Source organism: Synechococcus sp. R6-7 (assembly GCF_047461695.1).
Lineage (GTDB): Bacteria > Cyanobacteriota > Cyanobacteriia > Thermostichales > Thermostichaceae > Thermostichus.
In genome coordinates this window covers 1-16632 of sequence record NZ_JANSHS010000256.1, presented here as the reverse complement: position 1 = coordinate 16632, position 16632 = coordinate 1, and the positions used below count along the sequence as shown (strand labels likewise).

The window sequence follows — 16632 nt, the reverse complement described above, 5'->3', positions numbered from 1 at the left end:
GCTTAGCGGTCGGAGCCGGGTAGTTTACCAGTTTGGGCCGGCGTTGCTTGCTTCTGTGCCGGACGAATGGCTAGGACGGTTGGTGGGGGTGTCGGGAGATCTGATCCAACGTTGCCGCCAAGAAATGAGGATCCCTGCTGGCGCTTTGGGCTGCAGAGAGCAAGATTGAGACGGGGGGAGCCCAAGAGAGAAACTCGAGCGCTTGTTTCACCAAAAGACAAGCTGCTGCCGCCTCAACCCCAGCAAAAGGACGGCAAAACACTTGGTCAAAGGAATTGGTGGCTTTCCGGCTGCAACACTATCTCGCTCGGTACAGCACCAGCGGGCGCTGTAAGGGCAAAGCAGATGGCTTCCGCAGCCGTGGCAGGGCTGAGCATCTTGTCTCGTTGCACCTTCAGGCTGATGGGATCCCAGAAGGGTGAGTCGATGCCCCCGAAGTAAAACAGCGTAAATCTGACCCCAAAGCGCTTCAGCTCATCGGCCATGCACTTGCTAAACCCGACCACCCCAAACTTGGCCGCACAGTAAGCAGAGGCCATCGCCATGGGATAACGTCCAAGGACGCCGGGAAAATTGAGGATGTGGCCGGATTTTTGCTCCCGCATGGGGTTGGCAGCCAGTTGGCTGGTGTAGAAGCTGCCCTTCAGGTTGACCGCCAGCATTCGCTCCAGGTCTGCGGGGGTTAGCTGGGGAGCAGGCTTCAGGATCCCGGCCCCGGCCAGGTTAATCAGCACGTCAATGCGCCCATGCTTTTGCACCGTTTGGTTGACCAGGGCCTCTACCTGGGCATAGTCCGTCACATCAGTGGGGATCCCCACTCCAGAGGCAGCCCCCAGAGAGAGCGATTTCTCCACCAGAGTTCGCAGAGGCTCCTCTCGCCGAGCGGCCAACACCAGATGGGATCCGGCCTGAGCCAGCATGGGCACCAGGACGCTGCCGATACCCCCTGTTGCCCCTGTGATCAAAATAACTGCCTGCGATAGCGGAGAAGACACGTTACGTTTCTTAAACTCTTTTTCCCATCATACACAGGGATCCCGACAAGCCAGTCACAGCCCCACTGGATCCCTCGACAGAGGTCATCTGAGCGGTGGAGAAGACAGGAAAGGCTGGTACAGCCACAACCCACTGAACCCCAGGGTTAGGAGAGTGAGGGGCAGGCCAAAGCGCAGATGTTCTCCAAACGAGAGCACGTAGCCTTTTTTGGCCGCTGCCTCGACTGTGATCAAATTGGCCACCGCCCCAAATAGTGTCAAATTGCCTGCCAAAGTGGAGCCAGCAGCCAGCAACAGCCAAGCGGTGGTCTCCTGTCGGGGCAGGAACGATTGCAGCAACAGCACCGCCGGCACATTGGAGATGAGGTTGGATAAAACGGCCACACTGCTCAGCAGGGCAAGAGGGGATCCCGCCAGACTCTCTGCCAAGGATCCCAAGCCCATCCCCCAAGCAGTGACCAGCTCTCCCGTTGCCCGCGTCAGGATAAATAGCCCGGAAAACATCACCAGCAGATTCCAGTCCACCTGCTCCAAAAATCGCTCCGGCTTCAGCCTACGGGTAATCAACAACAGGGCCGCCGCCACCAAGGCCGATTCTGCCAAGGGAAGTCCGGCTACAAAGGCCACAAACAGCCCCCCCGTAATCACCACGCTCTTGCGCAACAGGGGCGGGTAGAGCCGCAGCGGCAGCCAAGGCACCTGGGCAAAGGGTTTCAACGAGCGCACCTCAGGGTAGTACAACCACAGCAACCCCACTTCCAGCAGCAGCCCTACCACGGCAATGGGGGTCATCTGGGCAGCAAACTCCAGATAGCCGATCCCAGAGAAGGAGCCGATCAGGATATTCTGCGGGTTGCCGCTCAGGGTGGCGACGGATCCCAGGTTGGTGGCTGCCGCCAAGCCCAGCAGATAGGGAATCGGGTTTAACCCCAGCACCGTTGTGACCTGCAAAGTCAGGGGAGTAAACACCAGCGCCAGCGTGTCGTTGAGCAGGAAAGCCGAGAGCAGCCCGCTGCCGAACACCAGCATGATCAACAGACCAAAGGGGCTGCGGCTCACCCGAATCAAGCCCAGCAAAGCCAACTGAAAAGCCCCCCCATAGGACAAGCTGGCATTTACCACCATCATGCTCAGGAGAAACACAATCGTGGTCGGGTCAATGGCTTCCCAAGCCTGCCGTAGCGACAAGGTCCCCAAGCCAATCAACAGGGCGGATCCCACCAGGGCGATGGTGGCCCGGTTCATACGCAACCTAGGCAGGGATCCCAGTCCCAGCCCGACATAGCTCAAACCCAACACCAACCAAGACAGCCCCTGCACCCCCCGATCCCTCCCGCACTTCTTTCAGGATCCCTGATGGGTTCAGCCAATGGCAAAGGCTGGAGTTGAAACAGGCCCAACATTCCCGATACTCAATAAGTCACAAATAAGTCACAAGAACCAATCATGGTCAGAAACCTTTCGGGATAGTCCAAAAGCTCCGCTGGGCCAGCGCGTTCGCCTCGGCAAGCTGCAGACCGAGCAGAGGTGGGGAGAATATCCAAGGTTCGGCCATCGTTCGTAGGATAATGGGAGCCCGCAGACATTGAGTTACCCACCGTTCACTGAGGAGTTGTCCCCTTGGTCAAAGAACGCGTAGAGGTCATCGTCCCGGCCACCACCGCCAACTTGGGGCCAGGGTTCGACTGCATCGGTGCAGCCCTAGAGCTCTACAATCACTTCCATTTTCGCGAGATCCCTTCCGGCCTCAGCATCCACTACCGTGGCAGCGACCACATCAGCCAAAGCAAGGACAACCTGGTGTACCGGGCTTTTTGCCGCGCCTTTGAGCTGCTGAGTAAGCCTGTGCCGGGGGTAGAAATCGAAATTACCCTCAACGTGCCCCTGGCGCGGGGGTTGGGCAGTTCTGCCACCGCCATTGTCGGCGGCTTACTGGGGGCCAATGCCATTGGAGCACTCAACTTAGCTCCCGAAACCCTTCTACAGCTGGCTATTGCCTTGGAGGGCCACCCAGACAATGTGGTGCCCGCCCTGCAGGGCAGTTGTCAGCTTTGTGTGCAGGGACAGCAGGGGCAATGGGTGTTTTGTCCCGTGGAGTGGCATGAGAGCATTGGCATCCTGGCCGTAGTGCCCAACTTTAAGCTTTCCACCCAAGCGGCCCGCGAGATCCTGCCCAAATCCGTCAGCTTGGCGGATGCGGTTTTTTCCAGCAGCCATCTGGGCCTGCTCATTCGCAGCTTGCAGTCGGGGCGGGTGGACTGGCTGAAGGTGGCTCTGCAGGATCGGCTGCACCAGCCGGCGCGTATGGAGCTGATCACTGGGTTCAAAACGGTTCAAGCTGCAGCCATGGCTGCCGGAGCCTATGGGGTGGTGATCAGCGGAGCCGGCCCCACTCTTCTGGCCCTCTGTGCTCCCGAGAATCGGGAACGGGTGGGATCCGCGATGGTCAGCGCTTGGGCGCAGTTGGATATTGAAGCGGAGGCCAAACTGCTCAACCTGGACCGGCAGGGAGGACGGGTGGTGATCCACTCCCAGCCGTCTGGATAGGAAACTCCCTCTCCAGTCGGGGAGCTACCCTGCTGCCGGGAAGCCGTCTTGCAGCAGCAACACCAAGGGCGGAAGAAATAGCCAAGCCGCCACCATCAAGGACGCCACTGCCGCCATCAACACCGCTGCCGCCGCGCAATCTTTGGCGATCTCGGCCAGGAGATGGTACTTGCTGCCCAGGGTGAGATCCACCACTGCTTCCAGAGCGGTATTCACCAGCTCCAGCGCCATCACCAAACCGCTGGTTAGGCTAATCACGGCCATTTCCAGGGCGCTCAGCTGCAGGCCCAGCCCAAGGCCAAAGGCCATCACCGCCACCGCCATGTGGATGCGGAAGTTGCGCTGAGTGCAGATGGCATAGACCAAGCCCTTGCCCGCGTAGTAAAAACTTTTGCCCAGGTTGTCAGCCACTTGCCAAGAGGGGGGGCGTCGCCAGGGATCCCTTCCCAAAGGCTCGGCACTGGCTGCCCGATCCGCCTCAGATGGCTGCGCTGGGTCTCTGGAATGGACGCGCCGCCGGAACACCGCCAGGCGAGAACGCTCCGGCAACCGACTAGGGCTGTTGGCCATGGGCCACCTCCCCATCCAGTTGGATGGCGGCAAGCAACTGTCGCTGTTGCTGCAACATGCGCTGTAGGGACAGTTCATCCGGGTGATCCCACCCCAGCAGATGGAGCAACCCGTGGCTGGCCAACCAGGCCAACTCTTGCGAAAGACGATGCCCCTGCGCCTTGGCTTGTGCGCGGGCGGTGGGCACCGAAATCACAATATCCCCCAGCAGGCGTACCCCCGTTATGTCTTGGATCTCAAAGGGGGCAAGCATCTCCTGTGCGGCAAAGGCCAGCACGTCGGTAGGCTCGTCGAGGTGGCGAAACTCGCGGTTGAGCTGGCGGATGTGCTCATCGGAAGTGAGGCAAAGGCTGAGCTCGCATGGCTCCTGGACTCCCAGCTCTTTCAGCCAGATCTCAAACCAATGACGCCAAGTGGCTTCTTCAACCGGGCTGGGGATGTTGAATTGCAGATAGAGATCTAGAGATCCATCCATGCGGGCCTCACTCACACCACGCCCCCTATTCTACTAGTTTGCCCGGATTGGGCCAGGTTTTGTTTCTCTGCTCCGCAAGCTGCTGCAGCACCTGTCGCAGTCGATTCTCCAACAGATGGCAGCCTGAGTCCAAATCCTCTGTCGGGAACAGATCCCCGGCAATGCCCACTGCCCAGGCCCCTGCTTGCAGGTATTCCGCTGCCTTGGCCAAGGTGACTCCCCCGGTGGGGATCAACGGCAGGGATCCCAGGACCGATTGTAGATGGCGCAGGTAGCGGGATCCCCCCATGCTCTCCACCGGAAACACCTTTACTGCCGTTGCCCCCGCCTGCCACGCCCTCCAGATCTCGCTGGGGGTGAGGGCACCGGGCACGATGGGCAGCCCCACCTCCCGACCCCAGCGGATAACTTGCTCATCGGTGAAGGGGCAAACGCAAAACTGGGCTCCTGCCTGCCAAGCCTGCTCCGCCACCTGCCGATCGAGAACAGTGCCCACCCCTATCCAACACTGCGGGTGGTCTTGTCGCAGTTGGGCAATCAGCTCCAGATATTGGGGAACTTGCGTGGTGATTTCAATGTGGCGGATCCCGGCTCGGATGGCCAGCATGGCTCCCTCGAGAGCTTGGGCTGGGCTGGCCCAGAGGCGGATCACGGCAATCAGCGGCTGCTGCCACAGATGGAGTAACCAGGGGTGCTGTGACCCTTTTCTGAAACTGCACTCAGCATCCTCGAATGCCATCTGTAGGAAAATACCCGCTCAGTGTTTTGCAGTTGCTTGGGTTTAGCTTAAGTTTAATTGCAATCCAAAAACGAAAAAGTCAGCCTGCCAATGAAATAATGACAAACCATAAAGCCTAAACGTCTTTTCTTTCAAGGGAAAGCCTAGCAGATGACTCAGGAACAAGCAAAGCCGGTGTTTTATAGGGGCAACTGTTTGCGCGTTCGTGGCCTTTGCCGGAGTGTTTGCTTTTCCCAGCTTTTCACGGCGTTGCTGGTTCCTGCTCTGGCCTTGTTGTCTCCCTAACCGGTGCTGAACTCAGCAGAGAAGAGGAGGAAGATTCCTCAAACCAAAGGTGCCGCAAGGTATCCCGTCTGTATGAGGCAACTTTTTGGTTGGCCTTCTAAGCGTGAGGTTTGCCAGCAGGTGAGCGGCCAGTTTATCGTCATTTCCTAGTTTTTCTAGTCCGTTGAGGTTGCTGCCGCTTGAGTTGCATGCCGTCAGGCCTGTGGGATCCGGAGGTGGAGTCGCTACTGTCTGGCTCTTCTGTTGCTGTTCGGAGTAGCCCTAAATAGCCAGCTCAGGCCCGATTCAGATCCGTGGGGATCTTTGTATCCTTAGGGTCGATGGGTCAGTCGCAGAGGGTGTGAGGAGTGACGAGTCTCAGTCGTGGGGCACGCAGACTGAAAGTGTGGGTGATGCTTGGATTGCTCACCCTCTTGCTGTTGGGGGGACTGGGGGGGGTTGCCCCGTCTCAGGCGCAGAATGTCAACCAATTGCAACAGCGGCAGCAGCAGATCCAGCACCAAATCCAGAGCACTCAGCGCCGCCTGGGAGAACTGCGCCAAGCAGAAGAAGAAGCCCGCCGCCGCATGGGATCCCTGCAGCAAAACCTTCGACAGACCGAATCCAGCCTTCGCGACAATCAGTATCGCTTGGAACAAGCCCAGAAAGCCCTGGAGCAAGCTCAAAAGGAGCTACAGGAGCTGGAAGACCGCCTGAGACGGCAGCAACAGGGCACGGCGGCCCGTTTGCGCTACATGCAGCGACGGGGGGCCGAACATTGGTGGGCTCTGCTGCTCACCAGCCGTGACTTAAACGAGTTTTTCGACCGCCGCCACCAACTGCAACTGTTGATCGAGGCGGATCGGCAGTTGATCCAAGAGCTGCAAGCAATGGCCAAGGAGGTGGATCAACAGCGCATTGCTCTGGAGATGCAGCGCAACGAGATCTCTTTGATTTTGCAGGAGCTGGCCGCCCAGAAGAACCAACTGCAGCAGCAGGCGGTCGCCCAAGAGCAGCTGTTGAGCCGCTTGGCCAACGAACGCGCGGCCTATGAAGCAGCCCAACGGCGGCTGGAAGCCGATTCCCAACAGTTGACTCTCCTCATCCAGCAACTGATCGCCCAGCAGGCCCAACAGCAGGGGGGCAGGGATCCTGTTCAAGGGACGGGCCGATTCATCGCTCCGGTGCGCGGGCCGATCACCAGTGGCTTTGGCTGGCGGGTTCACCCCATCTACCGCAGTCGCCGCTTTCATGCGGGGATCGATTTTGGTGTGCCCACCGGCACTGCGGTGAGAGCCTCCGACCGGGGCACCGTCATCTACGCCGGCTGGTACGGCGGCTATGGCTACACGGTGATTGTGAATCACGGGGGCGGCATCACCACCCTGTACGCCCACAACAGCCGCGTTGCCGTTGGGGTAGGCCAGCAGGTACAGCGGGGGCAAGCAATTGCTGCTTCCGGCTCCACCGGCCTCTCCACCGGGCCCCATGTTCACTTTGAAGTGCGCGTCAATGGCCAACCGGTGGATCCCCGCCGCTACCTGTGAAGCAAAGCCTCCGTCGGCAACAGCTTCAGGGATCCCGCCTGCAATGTCCACCGCACATCGGCAATGGAGGACAGCTCCTCCGGGTCGTGGGAAACCACCAACACCGTCCAGGTGGACTTTAGCCGAGCCAACAGCTCGATCAACTGCCGTCGCACCGACCAATCCAATCCTGCCGTCGGCTCATCCAGCAACAGCAAAAACGGGCCACGGATCAACTGGACGGCCAGGGCCAAGCGCCGCTGTTGCCCGCCGCTGAGGCGGTTTGGGGAGGTATGTAGAGGGATCCCTTCCAATCCCACCTGTCTGAGGGCGTTTTCGATCTCTTTTCTCTGTAGCTCTGGATAACCAAAGCGCATTTCCTCCAGCACCGTCAAGCCGCAAAAGTGGCGCTCTGGAAACTGAAACACCAACCCCGCCATGCTGCGCAAGCGGTTGGGGGAAAGTTCTGCCCCTCCCCAGGTAATCCGTCCTTGGGTGGGCCGCGCCAAGCCAGCCAAAATCTCCAGCAGGGTGCTCTTGCCCGCCCCACTTTTGCCCACGATCAGCCCCAACTGGTTCAGGCCCAACTCAAAGGAAAGATCGTTGAGAATGGGCTGGGAAACGCCTGCCGGATGGTAGGAAAGATGCTGAACTTGCAACATGGGGGGCAAAAGAGGGGGATGCTGTCGTTATTTTGGCACCGGAAGATCCCCGCGCGACAGCTATGGCCCTTCTTCAGCGGGAAGGTCGAAGCTTGGGAAACACCTCTATCCGGAGGAGCAGATTAAGCTAGCCTGAAGGTAGGGTAAATTATCGCTCTGGTTATCCTGATGGCGCAGCCTTCTTCTGCAGATTCTCCTTCGGTTGGGGCGGGATCCCCCCCCCAGCTGAGTTACACCCGCCTGGCCATGCGCAACATGGTGCGCAAAGGCAAGACTTCCCTGCTTCACTTCACCCTGACAGCGGTGGGGTTGGTGGCCCTGCTGGTGGGGCTGGCCTACCTGTTTCACTAAGTTTTCACTGAGTTCCGCGAGAGTGTCCTGGCTATACCCTCTTGCAGTTGTTCCTAGGGCGGGAAAGCCACACCCTGAAAGGTCTTTCTTGTTACACTCCATGTCGCTTCTTAAGCTTTTCCCAAGATTAGGTGTTAGAAGGAACAAGCAGCAATGGCTCCTACGGTTGGACCTACGGTCCGCTTCCGCGAACGAGCGCACGGCAATCCCGGCTGCTGAAACGCCAACCTTTGGCTTTAATGCTACGCAATGTGCTACGCACCGCTATCGCGAGCGCTAACGCGACTGGACTTTGGCCTATGCAGACTTCGCCAGACCTCACCTCCGCTCGTTCTGTCATTCGCCTGCTGTTGTTTGCCAAGAGTCGAGCTGTCGTTGCCGAACTTGAGGAACATCTGCGCCAGCACATCCAGGGGTTGCCCGGCCAATACCCTGCCCAACTGGAAGTGGTGCCGCTGGAGGAGCACCCCTACCTGGCAGAGCATTACAAGCTGGTGGCCACTCCGGCTCTGGTCAAGGCTGAGCCCTTGCCCGCTCAAGTTTTGGCGGGCGCAGACTTGGCGACGCAGTTGGAAGTGTGGTGGCCTCGTTGGCAAGGCCAAGCGGCTTTGGCCGCCCATGGACCTACGGTCCGCTTCCGCGAACAAGAAGGAGCAGGACGGGATCCCGCCTCCCCTCCGACCACCGAGGCGCTGTTGCAAATGTCGGAAGAGGTGTTTTTGCTGCGGCAGGAGCGGGCCCAATTGCGGGAGCAGTTGGACTTCAAAGATCGCGTTCTGGCCATGCTGGTGCATGATTTGCGCAGTCCCCTGACGGCCACGGCTCTGGCGGTCGAAACCCTGCAGCAGGGGCGGGAGGGATCCCTGGACAAAGCGCTGGAACGGCAGTTGTTCGACCATGCCCGCCAGCAACTGCGCAAGATGGACAGCATGATCACCGACATTCTGGAGTCGGCCCGTGGCGCTGCCTCGGAGCTGAGGATTCGAGCCGTAGAAACCCAGTTGCCCGGCTTGTGTTGGGCGGTGATCGAGGAGCTATGGCCGCGCATTCAAGGCAAGCGGCTGCAGTTTCAAGCGGATATTCCCGTGGATCTGCCCTCTGTTCACGTGGATCCCGACAAGATCCGCCAAGTTCTGTTCAACCTGCTGGACAACGCCATCAAGTACACCCCCGCCGGGGGATCCATCCGCCTCGATGTCCTCCATCGCACCAGCCAAAAGGTGCAGGTGACCGTCAGCGATACTGGCCCTGGGATCCCGGAAGCCGACCAAGAGAGCATCTTCTCCGATTCTGTCCGTCTGTCCCGGGATCAACAGCAGGAGGGCTATGGCATCGGCCTTTCCCTCTGCCGACGGATCGTGCGCGCTCACTACGGCCAGATTTGGGTGGAGTCTTCCTTGGGCAAAGGCAGCAGCTTTCATTTCACTTTGCCCGTGTATCGGCTCTGCAAGGGCTAGCCGGGAGCTGGCTCCCCATGGGTGTGAGCCCCCTCAGAGAGAACAGATCTGACGGTTTTCCTGGACTTGGCAAAAGCGCTCCGCGCCGCTTCCGCGACTATTCCCAGCCCCTCTTCCAGAGGGAAAGGGGGGTCACGGATCAACCTAAGTTTTTAAAACGACTCCGAGTGGATGCTCTGGCAACAGGGACTCATCCTGCCTTTGGCGGGGTTGTTGCTAGGCTTCGTGTCGCGAGGACGGTTTGATGGGCGTTTTGCAATCTAGGTCAGGGCAGGTTGGCCAATTTGTGGGTTTAATGTGGGTTTAATTAAGCCAAGCTCACCGGAGTGGAGTCGGTGAAACTGCCAGCAGTGTCTGTCAGAAGTATGGTGTTAAGGCAATCGTTCTTATGACCAGAGCAAGGGAGAAGAAAGGCACCGATCCATCCGCGCTAGCGGGCCGTAGGCCTTTGCCAGAGAAGTCGCGGGATCCCCGCCGCCCTCCACAACCTGCCAAGAACGCCGTCCCGCCTCCAGAGGGGTCAAAGCCGCAAACAGGTTCTGGTCGCCTGCTTCCTGCCCCTAGGGGATCCCTATTGGTTTCCCGTCCTCAACCGCTGCGTCTTGCTCGCCAGAAAGCCATTGCTCGTCTGCGCCAACGGGCTGCCCGGCCTCGCCGCTTGAGACGTTCTCCATCTCTCGGGCAAGTGTTGCTCAGGGGACTGAGCTTAAGTCTCATCCTGGGCCTGACGATGGCGGGCCTCTCGCAACTGCTGCAATCGACCACCGCTGGCCGGACAGAACAGTCCACGACGCAGCTTGGGGATCCTCCCCCGCCGGCATTGCCAAGTGACATTCTGCCGGGAGAAGCGATCCCGGCTTTGCAGGAGCGCTTGGCCGCTTTGGCCGACCAACCGGGTTTGACGGCAGGAGCCCTGTTTTGGGAGGTGGAAACCGGCGCCTTTGCCGGGGTTAGGCCGGATCAGGCTTTTCCTGCCGCCAGTGTGATTAAGATCCCCATTCTCTTGGCTTTTTTCCAGGCTGTGGAAACCGGGCAGGTGCGGCTGGATGAGAGGCTCACCCTGCGGGAAGATCTCAAGGGAGGGGGGGCAGGCGTGCTGCAAACCCGCCCGCTGGGATCCCAGGTTTCTGCTTTGGAAGCGGCCACCCTGATGATCACCCTCAGCGACAACTTCGCCACCAATCTGATCATCGATCGCCTGGGTGGGCAGGAGGCTCTCAACCAAAAATTTCGGCAGTGGGGGCTACAACACACGCAAATTTCATGGTGGCTACCGGATCTGGAGGGCACCAACACCAGCAGCCCGCGCGACATGGTTTGGTTGCTCAGCCAGGTGGAACAGGGGCGCATGCTCAGCCGCCGCAGCCGCGACCGTTTTCTGGACATTCTCTGGCGCACCCAACGGCTCTCCTACTTCCGGCCCAACTTGGGCCAAGAGGTGCGCATTGCCCACAAAACGGGAACCCTGGGCTCCGTGGTGGGAGATGCCGGGATCCTGGATTTGCCCAACGGGCGGCGCTATGTGGCGGCGGTGTGGGTGAAGCGAGAAACCCCCAACGATCCCAGAGCCGAAGGGCTGATCGCCAGCTTGTCGCAAGCAGCCTATGAGTTCTGGTCTGCTCCCGAGGATCCAACGGCCAAGGACTCCATGGGCAGCCTGGAACGCTAAGTCTTCCACTCCACAAATCTTTCCATATTGCTACGCAACGCTTACGCGAACGCAGTAGCAGTGCGGAGCACTATTCCAGGCAGAGCGCAAATGCCAGAGTGGAGAAACAGGCGTTGAGGGAAAAAGATATTGCTACGCAACGCTTACGCGAAGGGGCACCTGGTCAGCATCAACCCCGCCACCGGAGAGGAATTGGCTCGCTACCCCGTTTTCGACGCTGGGCAGATCCAAAGCTGTATCGCCCAAGCCCACGAGCGGTTTCAGAGCTATCGTCGGATCCCGTTTGCTCAGCGATCCGCCTGGCTGAAGCGGGTGGCAGGGATCCTGGAGGAGCGCAAAGCGGAGTTTGGCCGCCTAATCAGCCTGGAGATGGGCAAAACCTTGGCCTCTGCCGTTGCGGAAGTGGAAAAATCCGCTTGGGTTTGTCGCTACTATGCCGAGGAGGCAGAGGGATTCTTGGCCGAGCGCTCCATATTGCTACGCAACGCTTACGCGAATGCCACCGGTGCGGAGCACTTTGCCAGCCGCAGCGGGATCCGCTACCAGCCGCTGGGGGTGATTTTGGCAGTGATGCCCTGGAACTTTCCCTTTTGGCAGGTGTTTCGCTGTGCCGCCCCAGCCCTGATGGCGGGCAACACCCTTCTGCTCAAACATGCTTCCAACGTGCCCCAATCGGCTTTGACCCTAGAGCAGATCTTTCGGGAGGGGGGATTTCCGCCAGGGGTCTTTCAAACCCTGCTGATCACAGCAGCCCAGGTGGCAGAGGTGGTGGCGGATGAACGGGTGCGGGGGGCCGCCCTCACCGGCAGCGAAGCCGCCGGCTCCAGCCTGGCCCGTTTGGCCGGTCAATATCTGAAAAAAACGGTGTTGGAACTGGGAGGGAGCGATCCCTTCATCGTGCTGCCCAGCGCCGATCTGGAGGCAGCAGTCGCCACAGCGGTCACGGCCCGTCTGATCAACAACGGCCAATCCTGCATTGCCGCCAAACGATTTATCCTACACAGGGCTATCGCCGAACCTTTCACGGCTGCCATGACGGAGCGATTTCGCCAGCTCAAGGTGGGGGATCCCTTGGATCCGCAAACCGATGTGGGGCCTCTGGCTACTGCCAGCATTCTGCAAGAGGTGGATGGACAGGTGCAGGCTTTGGTGCAAGCAGGAGCCAAAGTCCATATCGGCGGATCCCCCTTGGGAGGGAATTTTTACCCGCCCACGATCCTGAGCGACATCCCCCCGGATCATCCGGTGGCCCACCAGGAGGTGTTCGGGCCGGTGGCGCTGCTGTTCACCGTCCCGGATGTGTCGGCAGCCATTGAGCTGGCCAACAACACGCCCTTTGGCCTGGGTGCCAGCGCCTGGACAACCGATCCAGAGGAACAAGAGCGCCTGCTGGAGGAGCTGGAGGCGGGATCCGTATTCATCAATGGCATGGTCAAGTCCGACCCGCGCCTTCCCTTCGGTGGCATCAAACGCTCAGGGTATGGACGGGAACTGAGCCGGGAAGGGATCCTGGAATTTGTGAATGTCAAAACCATTTGGGTGAAGTGATGGCGGAGACTGCTCAAAGGGATCCCCAGCCGGCGACGGATCCTGTAATCAAACTGGATCAATTCCTCAAGCTGGCGGGGGTTGTTCCCACCGGCGGGCAGGCCAAGCAGCTCATCCAAGCGGGGCAAGTGCGGGTGAATGGTGAGGTGGAAACCCGGCGGGGACGCAAGCTGCGCCCTGGGGATGAAGTGGCCGTGGGAGGTGGAGTTTGGCGAGTGCGCCTGGATAAGACCCCAAAGTCAGATCAGTGAACGGGTCAGTGCAACCGGATCAAAAGAAGCATGGCCAAGGCCCCGATTCCCCCTGCCACCGCAAACTGCCATTCCAGCCCCCACAGCAGGCAGGCAACTCCGGCCAGGATCTGGATCCCACCGGTCATCCAGTAGGGGAGGCGCGGCGGATCCACCAAGCCGTTGAGCCAGTGACCCAGCCCCATTTGCCACAGCCAAAACACCCCCAGGTATGGGCTCAAAGCTGCCAAAGGGGTACGCCCGACAAAGGGCAGCACCGAGAGGATCATGCCCTGGGCGATCACCAACGTCCACACCAAACCCACAAAGTAGAGGTGGGCCAGTCCGGCTGTTCGAAACTCCGGCAAGCTAGTCTGCCGCACCATGTAGCCCAACCCAATCAGGGAAATCACCAGCCACAGCCAGTTGATGTTGGCCTCTTGGTGAAACTGGGTGGCAGCAAACCCAATCCCCAAAAGGACGGCCCAAACCAGGTACACCCGCCGACAAATGTTCCAGAAGGGAAGAGGGGATCCCAGGGGTTCCATTTGCATGGCCTCCACCTAATCGACGACGACAATACGGCCCACCATGCTGGGGTGGATCTCGCAGAAATAGTCCTGGATCCCAGCTACTTCGAACACCACCGCTTTGCTCTCGTTGCGACTTAGCCGTCCCGTCCCTTGAAACTGCGCTCCCTCCACAGGAGTAGCCGTGTGGGGGGTGGAATCCAGGTTGGTGAAGGTCACCTTGCCCCCCCGCTTGAGGATGATCTCCGGGGGCAGGTATTGAAACCCGCGAATGATCACCTCTGCTTCCGCCGTTGCCTCGACAGGATCTCGCCCCGCAACAGAGCTGGCTTGTCGCCACCGATCCACGGCCAAGATAGCCCCCACATTGAGCAGGGATCCCAGTCCACTGAGCAACAGCAACCGCCGCGTCATCGGCATAGGGCTTTCTCCACACAGGTTTAGGAAGAGAACAAAGGCTGAGGCGTTCAGAAGAAGGCGATTGCGACAGCAGTGCAGAGCACTTGGATCTCCAAGCCCCAAGTCCTACAGAGGACGTTGGAAGGCTTTGCAGATCATCGCCTCATCGCCGGCAGGGGTTACCAACAGCTCTACACCTTCAGGATCCAGCGCTCCCGAGTCTCGGCGCTGACAAAGGGGGCAGGCACCACCAGAATGCTGGGATCAAGGCTGTGGAACACGGCCCGGATTGCGGTGGCATGGGCAACTTCGTTGGGGCCAATGGTGCTGGCGGCAGCCACCAGGTCTTTGTTGGAAAGCTGGGTAAACGCGTCGTTGTAAGCCAAGGCTGCATCAAACTCCAGAGCCAGGGCCAGCTTGGCAATGTTGGCATCGGAGTCGAGATTGCCTTCTTTGTTGTCGATGTAGGTGGAAAGGTCGTAGCTATCCCGGGCCCGAGAGGGGATCCCTCCCAGTTGCCGCACGGCGCCCGCCAGCAGATCCCGATGCTGCTCGTGATCCTTCAGGTTCTTGGTGGCCACTTCCAACACGATCTTGCCCACCTCGGTGTTGCTCAACTTGCCGGCAGCGGTTTTGTAGGCCCAGATTGCCTGCTGTTCCAAGTCGATGGCGGCGTTGAGAATGGCAATATCAGCAGTGTTGGACTGAGCGGCACCGGGCAGGGTGCGCAATCCAATTGCTCCACCTACGCCCGCCAGCAAACCAGCCAACAACAAGCTGCGGCGGGAGGTTGCAGGGCTGGGATCCCATTCGGCGGCCAATTGAGGCAGAGCGAAGGGAGTCTTTGCAGTCTTCATCTCAAGTCTCCTGTCTCGAAAGATGGCAACCAACCTTCAGGGGCTTGCTCTGGGTCGGGCAATTCCCTCTGGCCTGGTCTGATGGAGATACGCCGTGGATGCCGCCGCGGATGCCTGAGGGAAGAGATTTTCGTGGTCAAATAGCCATGAAATGCTTCCTCGAACTCCCCTCTCCCTCTGGGAGAAGGTCCGGGCTATCTTAAAAGCGTGTCCAACGGCTCCAGTGGGGGCCAGCATTCGGTCGGTAGTGTCGTTATCCATCCATGCGATTCTGGGCGTGAACCTGCACCTTGCTCTGCCGGAGGCCAGCCTACAGAGCTACGCCACCTGGATTGAGGCGCGTATTCGGGAGGGTCAGGGCGCTCAGGTGGTTACCTGCAACCCGGAAATGATCATGCAGGCGCAGCGGGATCTGGCCTTTGCCCAGGTGCTGCAGGCAGCAGAGCTGGTGATCCCCGATGGCATTGGGGTGGTGTGGGCCCTGCGGCGGCAGGGGATCCGCGTCCAGCGGGTGCCGGGGATCGAGCTGGCAGAGGCCCTGATCCCGTTGGCGGCAGAACGGGGGTGGCGCTTGGCCCTGGTGGGGGGAAGGCCGGAAGTCAACCGGGCAGCAATTCGATATTGGCAAGCCCAGTGTCCTGCTTTGGCCCTCTGGGGCTACCACGGCTACTTCTCTAGCGAGGAAGAAAAAGAGCTTCTGCAAGCTCTCCAGGAATTTCGACCGCAACTGGTGTGGGTGGGGCTGGGATCCCCGCGGCAGGAGCTGTGGATCCAAAAGTGGCGTCCCCTTTTGCCCCAAGCCATCTGGATGGGGGTGGGGGGCAGCTTGGACATTTGGGCCGGCCAAAAACGGCGAGCGCCCCGTTGGTGGCGTGACCATCACCTGGAATGGTTGTATCGTCTCTATCAGGAACCCTGGCGCTGGCGACGCATGTTAGCTCTGCCCAGCTTTGTCTGGCGAGTGCTGTGGGATCCCTCTTCTCGTTTGCGCCCCTAGTCTGCCGGCGCTCTCTCCCTCCTCTGTCTAGGCGCTTACTATGGTGATCGGTCAGCACATCGGCTATCCTCCTCGCTTACACCGTTGGGCGGGTACGGCTCCGACCCCTCATCCCCCTGCCCCGGCCAATCCAGAGGCCACCCTGGGCTTTTACAGCAGCACCCAATCCGGATCCCTGCAAGCCCCGGCCAGCATGGTGTCCTTGCGGGGCGTGAGCAAGGTCTTTCCCAACGGCAACTTAATTTTTCAGGATGTGAACTTGGAGGTGCGCCGCGGCGAGTTCGTGTTCGTAACGGGGGTCTCCGGAGCAGGCAAGTCCACTCTTTTGCGACTGCTCTACGGGGCGGAACAGGCCACCGAGGGCACGGTCATCGTCGATCAAGTCTGTCTCTTTTCTTCTGAAGGGCGGCGGCGACCCTACCGCATCCCACCGCGTCCGCTGGCCATGTTGCGGCGGCGCTTGGGGGTGGTTTTCCAAGATTATCGCCTTCTGGCCAACCGCACCCTGGCAGAAAATGTGGCCTTCGTGCTGCGCGCCCAAGGGCTGTCCCCCGCAGAAATCCGCCGTCGCATCGGGCCGACCCTAAAGATGGTGGGGCTGACCGAAAAGCGAGATCACTTTCCCCATGAGCTTTCGGGGGGAGAACAGCAGCGCCTCAGCCTGGCCCGGGCCATTGTCAACATGCCGGTGTTGCTGCTGGCGGACGAGCCAACAGGAAACCTAGATCCGGAAAACTCCCTCTTGGTTCTCCAGATTTTGGAGCGGCTCAATTCCTTTGGGGTGACCGTCATCATGACCAGCCATGACCCCTATCT

Annotated in this window: 18 protein-coding genes; 9 read left to right on the top strand and 9 right to left on the bottom strand. The window is 59.8% G+C overall.

Translation table 11 applies throughout. The features are described 5' to 3' along the window. Positions 1-266 precede the first annotated feature (266 nt). Positions 267-995 (bottom strand): SDR family oxidoreductase, encoded by a 729-nt coding sequence (locus NW815_RS08075; protein WP_414399869.1) that lies wholly within the window; start codon positions 993-995, stop codon positions 267-269. Positions 996-1079: 84 nt separating this feature from the next. After that, positions 1080-2315 carry an anion transporter gene (locus tag NW815_RS08070; RefSeq protein ID WP_414343561.1) on the bottom strand — a complete coding sequence of 412 codons (1236 nt, stop codon included), beginning with the start codon at positions 2313-2315 and terminating at the stop codon, positions 1080-1082. A gap of 300 nt (positions 2316-2615) precedes the next feature. On the opposite strand from NW815_RS08070, the gene thrB reads away from it, so the two are divergent. Continuing rightward, positions 2616-3542: a homoserine kinase gene (thrB, locus tag NW815_RS08065; RefSeq protein ID WP_414329601.1), complete on the top strand. Its 927-nt coding sequence runs from the start codon at positions 2616-2618 to the stop codon at positions 3540-3542. Between the two features lie 24 nt (positions 3543-3566). On the opposite strand, the gene NW815_RS08060 is transcribed toward thrB, so the two are convergent. Genes NW815_RS08060 through eda form a run of 3 tightly spaced genes read right to left on the bottom strand, consistent with a single transcriptional unit; the run spans position 3567 to position 5326 of the window. Next, a complete protein-coding gene (locus NW815_RS08060) occupies positions 3567-4112 on the bottom strand; it encodes a diacylglycerol kinase family protein (RefSeq protein ID WP_414389152.1) in 546 nt (181 codons plus the stop codon). After that, positions 4096-4587 (bottom strand): rRNA maturation RNase YbeY, encoded by a 492-nt coding sequence (gene ybeY / locus NW815_RS08055; protein WP_414389150.1) that lies wholly within the window; start codon positions 4585-4587, stop codon positions 4096-4098. Before ybeY ends, NW815_RS08060 begins: the two co-directional genes overlap by 17 nt. Positions 4588-4612: 25 nt before the next feature. Continuing rightward, a complete protein-coding gene (eda, locus tag NW815_RS08050) occupies positions 4613-5326 on the bottom strand; it encodes a bifunctional 4-hydroxy-2-oxoglutarate aldolase/2-dehydro-3-deoxy-phosphogluconate aldolase (protein WP_414389148.1) in 714 nt (237 codons plus the stop codon). Between the two features lie 677 nt (positions 5327-6003). On the opposite strand from eda, the gene NW815_RS08045 reads away from it, so the two are divergent. Further along, positions 6004-7137, top strand: a complete 1134-nt coding sequence (locus NW815_RS08045) for a murein hydrolase activator EnvC family protein (RefSeq protein ID WP_414389147.1) — start codon at positions 6004-6006, stop codon at positions 7135-7137. Here NW815_RS08045 and NW815_RS08040 read toward each other — a convergent pair. Continuing rightward, positions 7128-7778: an ABC transporter ATP-binding protein gene (locus NW815_RS08040; protein WP_011433492.1), complete on the bottom strand. Its 651-nt coding sequence runs from the start codon at positions 7776-7778 to the stop codon at positions 7128-7130. The two genes, NW815_RS08045 and NW815_RS08040, sit on opposite strands and share 10 nt — an antisense overlap. Positions 7779-7946: 168 nt before the next feature. Here NW815_RS08040 and NW815_RS08035 point away from each other — a divergent pair, with 168 nt between their 5' ends. The 5 genes from NW815_RS08035 to NW815_RS08015 all read left to right on the top strand — a co-directional run bounded on the left by NW815_RS08035 (position 7947) and on the right by NW815_RS08015 (position 13054). Beyond that, positions 7947-8129 carry a DUF3285 domain-containing protein gene (locus tag NW815_RS08035; protein ID WP_414352125.1) on the top strand — a complete coding sequence of 61 codons (183 nt, stop codon included), beginning with the start codon at positions 7947-7949 and terminating at the stop codon, positions 8127-8129. Between the two features lie 299 nt (positions 8130-8428). After that, complete coding sequence (locus NW815_RS08030; protein WP_414389146.1) at positions 8429-9586, top strand: histidine kinase; 1158 nt, start codon at positions 8429-8431, stop codon at positions 9584-9586. Positions 9587-10160: 574 nt separating this feature from the next. Continuing rightward, the gene (locus NW815_RS08025; RefSeq protein ID WP_414389145.1) at positions 10161-11255 is read left to right on the top strand and encodes a serine hydrolase; all 1095 of its coding nucleotides are present in this window, start codon (positions 10161-10163) and stop codon (positions 11253-11255) included. A gap of 129 nt (positions 11256-11384) precedes the next feature. Then, on the top strand, positions 11385-12803 hold the full coding sequence (locus tag NW815_RS08020; RefSeq protein ID WP_414389143.1) for an NAD-dependent succinate-semialdehyde dehydrogenase: 1419 nt from the start codon (positions 11385-11387) through the stop codon (positions 12801-12803). Continuing rightward, the gene (locus tag NW815_RS08015) at positions 12803-13054 is read left to right on the top strand and encodes an RNA-binding S4 domain-containing protein (protein WP_414329585.1); all 252 of its coding nucleotides are present in this window, start codon (positions 12803-12805) and stop codon (positions 13052-13054) included. Before NW815_RS08020 ends, NW815_RS08015 begins: the two co-directional genes overlap by 1 nt. A gap of 5 nt (positions 13055-13059) precedes the next feature. Here the strand turns inward: NW815_RS08015 and NW815_RS08010 are convergent, their stop codons facing one another. The 3 genes from NW815_RS08010 to NW815_RS08000 form a co-directional block, all read right to left on the bottom strand. Next, positions 13060-13587 carry a hypothetical protein gene (locus NW815_RS08010; RefSeq protein WP_414347933.1) on the bottom strand — a complete coding sequence of 176 codons (528 nt, stop codon included), beginning with the start codon at positions 13585-13587 and terminating at the stop codon, positions 13060-13062. A gap of 9 nt (positions 13588-13596) precedes the next feature. Beyond that, positions 13597-13983: a plastocyanin/azurin family copper-binding protein gene (locus NW815_RS08005; RefSeq protein WP_414389141.1), complete on the bottom strand. Its 387-nt coding sequence runs from the start codon at positions 13981-13983 to the stop codon at positions 13597-13599. 170 nt (positions 13984-14153) lie between these two features. Next, positions 14154-14819, bottom strand: coding sequence for a DUF4439 domain-containing protein (locus tag NW815_RS08000; protein ID WP_414329579.1), 666 nt, complete (start codon positions 14817-14819; stop codon positions 14154-14156). A 247-nt stretch (positions 14820-15066) separates the two neighbouring features. Between NW815_RS08000 and NW815_RS07995 the strand changes: the two genes are divergently transcribed. After that, entirely contained in the window at positions 15067-15816 is a 750-nt protein-coding gene (locus NW815_RS07995; RefSeq protein WP_414415884.1) for a WecB/TagA/CpsF family glycosyltransferase, read from the top strand. Positions 15817-15856: 40 nt separating this feature from the next. Further along, the coding region (locus NW815_RS07990; protein WP_414390290.1) for a cell division ATP-binding protein FtsE at positions 15857-16632 on the top strand (776 nt) is incomplete at its 3' end.